The sequence below is a fragment of the uncultured Sphingomonas sp. genome (assembly GCF_964237335.1).
GTDB lineage: Bacteria > Pseudomonadota > Alphaproteobacteria > Sphingomonadales > Sphingomonadaceae > Sphingomonas.
The window spans coordinates 1-6,660 of sequence record NZ_CAXSHM010000073.1 but is presented as its reverse complement, the minus strand read 5'-3'; the positions used below and the strand labels follow the sequence as shown (position 1 = coordinate 6,660).

Annotated in this window: 7 protein-coding genes; 4 read left to right on the top strand and 3 right to left on the bottom strand. The window is 63.6% G+C overall.

Translation table 11 applies throughout. From position 1 onward, the window contains the following. Positions 1–212: 212 nt before the first annotated feature. A complete protein-coding gene (locus ACFE65_RS17255) occupies positions 213–1,325 on the bottom strand; it encodes an alkene reductase (protein ID WP_375383594.1) in 1,113 nt (370 codons plus the stop codon). A 318-nt stretch (positions 1,326–1,643) separates the two neighbouring features. Here ACFE65_RS17255 and ACFE65_RS17250 point away from each other — a divergent pair, with 318 nt between their 5' ends. The 4 genes from ACFE65_RS17250 (at position 1,644) to ACFE65_RS17235 (ending at position 5,335) form a co-directional block, all read left to right on the top strand. Beyond that, positions 1,644–2,615: an SDR family oxidoreductase gene (locus tag ACFE65_RS17250; RefSeq protein WP_375383593.1), complete on the top strand. Its 972-nt coding sequence runs from the start codon at positions 1,644–1,646 to the stop codon at positions 2,613–2,615. Positions 2,616–2,888: 273 nt separating this feature from the next. After that, positions 2,889–3,938: an HWE histidine kinase domain-containing protein gene (locus tag ACFE65_RS17245; RefSeq protein ID WP_375383592.1), complete on the top strand. Its 1,050-nt coding sequence runs from the start codon at positions 2,889–2,891 to the stop codon at positions 3,936–3,938. Beyond that, positions 3,935–4,321, top strand: coding sequence for a response regulator (locus tag ACFE65_RS17240; RefSeq protein ID WP_375383591.1), 387 nt, complete (start codon positions 3,935–3,937; stop codon positions 4,319–4,321). The genes ACFE65_RS17245 and ACFE65_RS17240 overlap by 4 nt, the downstream gene beginning before the upstream one ends. 342 nt (positions 4,322–4,663) lie before the next feature. After that, positions 4,664–5,335 (top strand): UPF0149 family protein, encoded by a 672-nt coding sequence (locus ACFE65_RS17235; RefSeq protein WP_375383590.1) that lies wholly within the window; start codon positions 4,664–4,666, stop codon positions 5,333–5,335. Positions 5,336–5,398: 63 nt separating this feature from the next. Here ACFE65_RS17235 and ACFE65_RS17230 read toward each other — a convergent pair whose 3' ends face one another. Both ACFE65_RS17230 and ACFE65_RS17225 read right to left on the bottom strand, forming a co-directional pair. Next, a complete protein-coding gene (locus ACFE65_RS17230; RefSeq protein ID WP_375383589.1) occupies positions 5,399–5,887 on the bottom strand; it encodes a hypothetical protein in 489 nt (162 codons plus the stop codon). An 87-nt stretch (positions 5,888–5,974) separates the two neighbouring features. After that, a complete protein-coding gene (locus ACFE65_RS17225) occupies positions 5,975–6,217 on the bottom strand; it encodes a hypothetical protein (RefSeq protein WP_375383588.1) in 243 nt (80 codons plus the stop codon). Positions 6,218–6,660 lie beyond the last annotated feature (443 nt).

Here is a 6,660-nt window from a genome sequence, read left to right as displayed (position 1 = left end):
CGCAGGCGGTCACCTTGATGATCGCGTCGCGTGGATGTTTGATCTCGGGGTCCGCGACGGTGTCGACGCGGACGTCGCCTTTACCGTGCCAGCAGAGTGCGCGCATGTTTCTTCTCCATGTGAGCAGGAGCTCCACCGGATTCGGAAAAGCGACTGAGCCGGGACAACGTCCCTAATCGCGGAACGGGCTCGGGTATCTCGTGGACATCGCCCTACTCGAGGCTGACCGGCCCGCTCATCGCCGGCCAGTCGGAGTAGCCGACCGAACCACCACCGTACCAATATTGCTTCGGCGCTTCGGCAAGCGGGGCCCCGGTACGCAGGCGCTCGACGAGATCGGGATTGGCGAGAAACGGCCGGCCGAAGCTAAACAGATCGGCGTCGCCGTTGGCCAGCGTCTCTTCGGCGAGATCGAGCGTGTACTGGTTGTTGGCGACGTAGGCACCGGCGAAGCGCTTGCGCAGCTCCTGAAAGTCAATGCCATCGGGCACGTCGCGCGTCTGCTGGGTCACGCCTTCGATGTCGTGGATGTAGAGCAGGCCGATCTCGGACAGCGCGTCTACGAACGCATCAAACGTCTGCCCGGGCTGGCTGTCGAGCGGCGTCTTGCCGGGCTCGGTGGTTGCCGGCGAGATGCGGATGCCGACCCGCTTCGCGCCCCAGACTCCAACCACGGCACGCACCACGTCGAGCGGAAAGCGCAGGCGGTTCTCGATTGATCCGCCATAGATGTCCGTGCGCCGGTTAGTGCTGTCGCGGATGAACTGCTCGAGAAGGTAGTTGTTCGCGGCATGAACTTCGACGCCGTCAAAGCCGGCTGCCTTCGCCTGCTGGGCGGCATGGCGGTAATCCTCGACGATGCCCGGCATCTCGTCGGTCTCGAGCGCACGCGGGGTGACGAAATCCTTGAGGCCGTCGTTGGTGAACGCCTGTCCTTCTGCCGCTATGGCGGATGGCGCGACGGGAAGCGCGCCTCCGTGCAGATCAGGATGCGAGATGCGGCCGGTGTGCCAGAGCTGAAGGAAGATCAACGCGCCGCGCCGATGCACGGCCTCGACGATCGGACGCCATGCCGCGACCTGCGCCTCCGACCATATGCCGGGCGTCATAGCATAGCCGCGTGCCTGGGCCGAGATGTTGGTCGCCTCGGTGATGATGAGGCCAGCGTCGGCACGCTGGCCATAGTAATCAGCGGCGAAGCCGGGCGGCACACCGTCGTCGTTCGAGCGGCTGCGTGTCAGCGGCGCCATGACGATGCGGTTCTTGAGTTGCAGATCGCCAATCGTGACGGGTTGCAGGACGCGGCTGGCAGATGGGGCGGACAAGAGATGATCCTCCGTTGGAGCGACGAGACCCCAAACGAGGCAAGAGCTACAACGCGCGAGCGCCGGCTTGCTCCCGAAGGACTGAGGATGAGCGCCTACCGCAGCCCATATCGCATCCGATCATCTACAGCCGCGGCGGTCACTGAACGGCTCGGACGCGAGCTGAACAAACGTCGGAAGTTGGGGAACGACAATGACCCGCTGAACGGCCGCAAGTGGGTCTTCTAGCTTCCATAACGCCGCATTCTGCTGTCCGATCGAGCGGAACGATCGCTCCGTCCGGCGCGTCAGAGTGTTCGCAGCAAAGGATCCTTGAGCATGAACAATAGCACGTCGCGCGTTGTCATCACCGGGGCGTCCAGCGGTATTGGTGCCGCCACCGCGATCGCATTTGCCAAAACGGGAGCTCGCCTTCTACTCGCTGCTCGCGGGGAGCCGGGCTTGAAGGACATTGCGCAGCATTGCCGCGATGCCGGTGGCTCGGCCGATATCCGCCAAGTCGACACTACCGATGCTGCAGCGGTCGCCAAGCTGGCTTCAGATGCTCGCGATTTACTGGGCGGCATCGACCTTTGGTTCAGCTGTGTTGGCGTCGGCGTGGTCGGCCGTTACGAGGACGTGCCGATTGCTGACCATCTACGCGTGATCGAAGCTAATCTCGTTAGCCACATGAACGACGCTCACGCCGTACTGCCCGTCTTCCTGGCGCAGAACCGGGGCACGTGGGTGAACATGATCTCGGTCGGCGGTTTCGTCGCGACGCCCTACGCGGCGGCCTACTCGGCCAGCAAGTTTGGGCTACGCGGGTTCAGCGAGGCGCTCAGAGGCGAGTTGTCGAAAAAGTCCCAGATCCATGTGTGCGACGTGTTCCCGACCTTCGTAGACACGCCTGGTGTCGATCACGCCGGCAACTACACCGGCGCCAAGCTCTCCCTTCCGCCTGGTTCGTTGGCACCGGAGACGGTGGCGAAGGCGGTCGTGCGGCTCGCACAGCGCCCGCGCAACATGACCGTCGTGGGCGTACCAGCCATTGCGCTGAAGCTCGCGCAGTTCGCCATGCCCAACCTCGGTGCCGCGACACTGAGCGGTTTCATGGATGTCTGGTCCGGTCACGCCGAGCTGGGCGAGGACACGTCAGGTACCCTCTTCGATCCTCCCGCCAGCGCAAGTGGCTCAGACGGGGGGAGGCGACACCCCGAACGACGGCGCAAGGCTGCAATCGTCGGCGTGACAGCCGGGCTGGCGGGTCTCGCCGCCGCTTTGGCATGGGCGGCCAACCGCAAGGATTGACCCGTTCGGCTAAATCCCAGTCAGTGTCGCATGCGCGTGGTGCAAGCTGGACAGCCGACCGGATTGAGAACGGCGGCAAGCCGCCGGGAATGAGCGTATCCGGGTCATGATCATCCGGCTTCTGCTACTTTGATGAACGGCTTAGCTAGCCCACAGTAGAGCCGTGTCGGGCACACCCACGCGCGGACGTCGTAATAGCCCCGGCCCGTGTCTGACCCGCAACCGTCGCCGATGCGTTGATCGGCATGGACGCAAGATTGGTCGAGACCCGCAATGACGGAAGTAACGCCAAAGTCGCATGCACAGGAGGAAGGCGAGGCCTCGGTCGACACGTTCCGACAGGATCTCGGACCCTTCGTCGTGGCCGCCGAGAAGACACGTATGCCGATGGTGTTCGTCGACGAGGAGCCGGGTCATCCGGTCATTTTTGCGAACGACGCCTTTCTCAAGCTGACGGGGTATGTGCGTGAGGAAGTCCTCGCCAAGAGCTTCCAGTCGCTGCTGGCGGTCGGTGCCGACCCGGAAGGCATGCCCCTCGTCGAGGCGGCGTTTCGCGGCGAGTGCGAGCACGAACCGGAGATCCACTACAGACGAAAGAACGGGAGCGAGTTCTGGGCGTCGGTGTTCGTCAGCCCCGTATGCGACGACGGCGGCACGGTCGTTCAGCAGTTCGTGTCGTTCGTCGATCTCACCAGACACCGGCAGGAGAGCGCGCGGTGCCGGATGCTGATCGACGAACTCAATCACCGAGTGAAGAACACGCTGTCGACGGTACAGTCGATTGTGACCCAGGCGCTGCGCCGTCCGGCGGAGCCCGCCGCCATCCGGGAGGCTATCGAGTCGCGCATCATGGCGTTGTCGCGTTCGCACGACCTGCTCACCAGCGGCAACTGGGAGGGGGCGGGCCTGCACGACCTAGTCGACACCGCGTTGCACCCGTTCCAAGTGGTCGCCGGGCGTGCCGAACGCTTCACGATCATTGGGGACAACGTGCATCTGGCGCCGAACGCTACCCTGTCGATCGCGATCGCACTGCACGAACTCGCCACCAACGCCGTCAAATACGGCGCCTTTTCCAACGACGCCGGCACGATCGCGATCGACTGGACGGTTTCGCGGGCGGCGGGCGGGGAACGTCTCGAGCTACGATGGCGGGAGCGTGACGGTCCCCCGGTGGCCCAGCCGACCCACAAGGGATTCGGCTCGTGGGTCATCGAGCGCGGGCTGGCGCACGAGCTGAGCGGCAGGGTGGCACTCGATTACCAGCTGCAGGGAGTGATCTGTACGATCGATTTCCCTTTGCCTGCCGAGGTGGATGCATGACCGACATGCTCGCTGGGTGCCGGATCCTGATCGTCGAGGACGAGATGCTCGTCCTGATGAACATCGAGCTGGCGCTTGAGGATCTCGGCTGCACCACGATCAGCACCGCCGCCACCGTCCCCGAGGCGCTCGCGCTGCTTGCCGATCAAAACTTCCATGCGGCGATGATCGACGTCAATCTGGGTGGCGAGAAGAGCTATCCGATCGCCGATAGGCTGGCACAGCGCGGCATCCCGTTTGCATTCTCCACGGGCTACAGCGGCCACGGCGATCGTGTTGAGTTCGAAGGCAGACCCATGCTCAGGAAGCCATACCTACCCGCGGAATTGGCTGCCGTATTCGGGCAACTGGTCTTGGAACCGCCCCGACCGGGTACAGCGTAGCGTCCGCTTTGACCTATTCGGCGTAGGCCCGAGGTCACGGGTTCAAACGGCAGAAACACCTCACTTTCTTCGTTTGGTACCGGAACCGGGAGCGGCTTGTATTGCTCTTTAGCCAATATGAACAAGCGGCTGGAGTCGGTAACGGGCCGAAAGCCTCTAAATGTCGCTTTATGGGTCGTCTCAATACTGTCCGGTGGCCGCCAGATGCAGCCGCTTAGTCCTGCCTGATGGTGTGAGCGAGCGGTCACGCTGCTGCCGGTGAGAGTGACCCGGTCGCTGGTCGGCGCGATTATAGTTCTGTAGGGTGCTGGCCGTGACCGGCTGCTACCTTTACCCGCCCGCGTGAAGCCGCTCCCCTCGCGATTTCGCCGTCTCGACGAGGCACTCGCCAGCCTGCCGCTCGACGAACCCATGCTGCTGACCGAGCTGGACGGGTTCCTGACCGGTATCCTGGTCTGCCCCGAACTCATCATGCCTGCCGAGTGGCTGCCGGTCGTATGGGGAAGCGAGGCAATGGAATCGGCGCCGTTCGACGATCCCGCCGATCTGCAGTGGTTCGCAGACGCGGTGCTCGCGCGGTACAATGAGATCGTACGCGATCTTGGTCGCGGCAGGCTCAAGCCGATCTTCGACACTGACGAGCGTAACGGCGAGACGCTGTGGGAGTTCTGGATCGACGGGTTCGCGCAGGCCATGGACCTGCGGCCCGACGAATGGGCGGCGCTGGCTGACGGCAACGACCAGGATGCGGCCGACGCGCTTTCGTGCTTGTCGCTACTCATCGCGGTGGCCGGCGGCCAGAGCGAGCTCGACAGCGTTCAGCTGGACACGGTGCATGACGAAGCGCCCACTGACGTCGCCGAGCTGGTGCTGCGGCTGCATGCGGCGCGCCTGCGCGGCGGGGTCACTGCGCATGACAGCGCCGCACAAAGCGCTGCACAGCCCGTCAAGGTTAGCCGCAACGACCCTTGTCGTTGCGGCTCGGGAAAGAAGTCCAAGCGCTGCTGCGGGTAGCGTCCGGCGATGGACCGTCTCATTGATTGGCGACCCGGGGCCTCAGCCCGGTCGCCCACCGGATCAGGTGTTACCTGCCGTCTCGTGCGCCGCTTTGTTGCGTGCGCGGCTCTCAGCCGCTTTCTGCCCGCGTAGGCGCGCTGCTTCCGGACTGATCCCACTCGACCGCTTGGGCTTCTCGATCGCGACGCTGTGGCCGGCGACCGACGCGCCACTCTCGATGGCGGCGATCTCGCCGTCCAGCTCGCCTTCGTCGACCGCGTGACGGAACGCCGCCAGGAATGCCGGGAAGTCTACGCTCTCGACGTGGCTGGTCGTGCTGCCGTTGAGCACCAGCGGCGTCCCCTTCAGCTTGGGGCTGAACGCCACGACGCCGTTGTTGACCACCCACCACTTGTTCGGAACACGAGTCCGGCCGTTGGTGAACTGGTCGAGGGTCGAGTCGATGCCCTTGAGCAGCGGCTTGCGCGCAGCGACGGGATCACGCGGCTTGGTGTTGAACTGCTCTTCCAGCCCTTCTTTCACGAACGCGAACATGTCTTTCAGTGCCATACGATCCTCCGTTTGGATGACGCCCGGTAGACACACGACCAGTGTTCACGCAACACTTCGTCAGCAGGTCGAGCACCTCATGCCAACTTAGCTGGGATGTGCTGCGCTCTCTGCGGTATCGCTACCCTCTTCAGTGGGCGTCATGGCTGGATCGTAAGCTGTGTCATCGGCTTCGACGCCCGCCATCATCGTGGACTCGGCGTCGTCGGCGTCGTCGGCGAGCTTCATCTGCTCGTAGGCGACCTCAAGGTCGGCAACGCCTGAGCCGGTCGGCAGGATTGGCAGATCGCTGAGGCTCGCCGGCGCCATGCCTGTGTTCGGATCGGCCATGATTATCTCCTGGTTTGTGGGGAACAGGTGCAGGCGGCGTGATCGCAGCACGTTGGTTGCCCTGTGCCGCGAGAACAAACGCTCGCCACCCGGATCGGGCCGCAACTGATCGATTACGTCACCATCAGGTATTCCGTCCGGCATCTTGCTGGAAGGGAGGTGCCCATCGTTGAACCAGCTCGCATCGGCCTCAGCGTTTGGGCCACGCAAACGAAGCGCACGCCGCGAGTATCTCCGACCCTGATTGCAGTGCGGATCCGCATAGTCGGAGCGAAATCGATCTTGATCTAAGTAAGTCCTGGTTTGATGGGCGTTTAAGACTTTCCGGGCATATCAGCGTCATGGAGATGCGCAAAATCTGCAGCGGGTGCCGCGATGGCGTCGATTTCGGGGACTGTCAGGATTTCCGTGTGTGGGCGGGCGGTTGAACATTACGCCGCCAT

Coding starts and splice junctions, on each gene's coding strand:
- ACFE65_RS17250 (WP_375383593.1), top strand. CDS start 1,644: ATGAACAATAGCACGTCGCGCGTTGTCATCACCGGGGCGTCCAGCGGT.
- ACFE65_RS17225 (WP_375383588.1), bottom strand. CDS start 6,217: ATGGCCGATCCGAACACAGGCATGGCGCCGGCGAGCCTCAGCGATCTG.
- ACFE65_RS17240 (WP_375383591.1), top strand. CDS start 3,935: ATGACCGACATGCTCGCTGGGTGCCGGATCCTGATCGTCGAGGACGAG.
- ACFE65_RS17230 (WP_375383589.1), bottom strand. CDS start 5,887: ATGGCACTGAAAGACATGTTCGCGTTCGTGAAAGAAGGGCTGGAAGAG.
- ACFE65_RS17245 (WP_375383592.1), top strand. CDS start 2,889: ATGACGGAAGTAACGCCAAAGTCGCATGCACAGGAGGAAGGCGAGGCC.